Annotated in this window: 2 protein-coding genes and 1 pseudogene; all 3 read right to left on the reverse strand. The window is 41.6% G+C overall.

Going from position 1 to position 2,463, the window contains the following annotated elements; genetic code table 11:
* Positions 1-335 (reverse strand): annotated as a pseudogene (locus tag ACFIL8_RS00005) (serine protease); the annotation flags it as partial.
* Positions 336-486: 151 nt separating this feature from the next.
* On the reverse strand, positions 487-1,425 hold the full coding sequence (hflC, locus tag ACFIL8_RS00010; RefSeq protein ID WP_375606990.1) for a protease modulator HflC: 939 nt from the start codon (positions 1,423-1,425) through the stop codon (positions 487-489).
* A 2-nt stretch (positions 1,426-1,427) separates the two neighbouring features.
* Positions 1,428-2,463, reverse strand: a 1,036-nt coding sequence (hflK, locus tag ACFIL8_RS00015) for an FtsH protease activity modulator HflK (RefSeq protein ID WP_375688709.1), incomplete at its 5' end; no start/stop codon positions are given.

The raw sequence follows: 2,463 nt of genomic DNA on the forward strand, positions 1-2,463 counted from the left end.
CCTAAAGAACGCACCTTTTGAAATTGACTATCTTTTTGACCATCCTTGGGTGTAAAAAAATCACTGAAATATTCCTCCAGCAATGAATCTTTTGGGATAACGGGTACCGAGGTGTTTGCATCCTGTTCTGTTCCTTCAACAGTCTGCGCCGTGGAAATATTCACAACTGTTTCCAAAAGCTCAGAAGCTAAATCAGGAATAGAAAGCAATGCCTTGCTTGTCTCGGCTCCCCAAGACAAACTCACTGATCCTGATAGAAACAAAGTCACACAAAAAACAACTCTTGTGATAAAAAACTTTAAAAACGTATTTTTACTCACGATACTTCTATCCATGACATGCCTTTAATCAAAGATGCAAAGAGCCCCACTAAATTTATCTACGTAAAACCAGCACGGCTCGATACTCTCTACCACTTTTACCATAAAAGAAAATGGTCACAGATCATTCTTTTCATGCAAAATCTCGTATCTGCAATCCATTATTTTATCTATTCTCTCCCGATTTTGGATCAGTTTTACTGAGGCCAGTATTCATTGTCGGTAAGAATGCTTTATTTGCCTGCGGCGGATTACGAAAATAGAAAAAGAAATCCTCATTTGGAGAAATTACCATCGGTGTTTTCTCTAAATTCTTGTATTGTTCCATCGCCAACCAAAAATCGTAAAAAGACGGATTAGCCTCCCTCGCATTCAATAAAAGACGAATACTTTCAGCTTGACCTTCACCACGGGTAATTTCAGCATCACGCTTTGCAGCTGCTACAATTTCTTCATATTCACGATTAGCTTCTGCCACAATACGATCTCGCTCCTGCTGACCACGAGCCCGGATATTTTCCGCAGCAGCTTCACGTTCAGCTGCCATTTGCCGATAGACATCTTCTGAAACAGCATCAGTCAAATCGGTTTTACGAATACGCACATCAACAATGGTAATACCCAACGAGCCTGCATCTACAGAAAATTGCTTCTGTACTTCAGCCATCATCGCGCCTCGTTCATCCGATAAGGCTGCTTTAAATTCTCGCTTACCATAAACAGCACGCAAAGCGTCAATAAACCGTGGTGCAAGGTTTTCACGTGCCGCAATTTGTGGACGCCCAGAAGCAATGCGCTGTAAAAACAACTTAGGATCTGTAATACGGTAAATAAAGAACGCATCCACCTCATAATACGCACCACCACGAACCTGTACAGATTGTGTAGGAACATCGTAACGCAATAACCGATTATCAACAATGATCATCTTATCGATAAAGGGCGCCTTGAAATAGATTCCAGGATTAGATTCTACCTGAACAATTTGTCCAAAACGCTTAATTGCTACTTGTTGACGAGGATAGACGATAAATACGGACATCCACAAAATCATCAAAACAAACACTATAGCACTAAAAACAAACAAAAAGCGAGATTGCTGCATAATTAATCTCCTCCAGAAATACGAGAATCTAAGAGTAACGCAGGACGCGCTGCTGTTGCCTTTACTTTTTCCGATGACTTGCTACGCAACAATTCATTCAAAGGTAAATAAGGCACCGCTGGAGAATTTGCCTGATCAAGAACCAGCTTATTTGGTGAAGAAAGAATCCGCCCCATCGTCTCCATATAGAGACGGTAGCGAGCAGCTTCTGGTGAAATCGCAGCCTCTCGAGCTATCGCCTGAAAACGTTCAGCACGCCCTGTTGCCTCTTCAACCATTTGTGCCTTTTCACCTTTTGCGATTTCCCGTGTGCGTGAAGCTTCACCATTTGCTAAACCAATTTTCGTAAAACGCACACGATTCCCCTCTTCAATCATTCTTCCACGTTCCTGCTCCGCCTGCTGAACAGAATTAAACGCAGCAGCAACCTTTGTCGGAGGAGCAGCTTCACTGATAGAAACACGGCTTATTTCGACACCAAGTTGATATTTATCCACAGTCAACTGGATAATCTTTCTAACGTCATTAGCAACTTCTTCTTTCTTGTCACGTAAAACATCATCAACCGGCCGCGAACCAATGACCTCACGCATTGCACTCTCAGCAACTTGGCGGACAGTTCCCTCTTGATCATTCACATTGAATAAAAACTGACTAGGGTATGAAATCCGATAATAAACGGAAAAATTAACATTAACGATATTTTGATCACTCGAAAGCATTAAACCATCACTTTGTTGCGCCTGACCGGGCTTCCCACCAATCGCGATTGTTTTTTCCGTTAAAGGGACTTTCATATAGGTCTCAATTGGCCAAAAATGAAAATGCAACCCATCACCAATAATGCCTTCTTTAGGGATGCCAAAGCGCAACTCTACCGCTTGTTCATTTTGCTGAACAATATAAATTGACTGGTATAGCCAAAAAAACACAATAAGCAGAAGGAATAAAACAGAAAAACTGCTTCTCCCGAATTGTTTAAACTGATCCTGCCCTTTGCGCAAAATTTCATTAAGATTAGGACCATTTTCGCCACCA

Source organism: Bartonella sp. AP57NXGY, from assembly GCF_042195805.1.
Taxonomy (GTDB): Bacteria; Pseudomonadota; Alphaproteobacteria; order Rhizobiales; family Rhizobiaceae; genus Bartonella.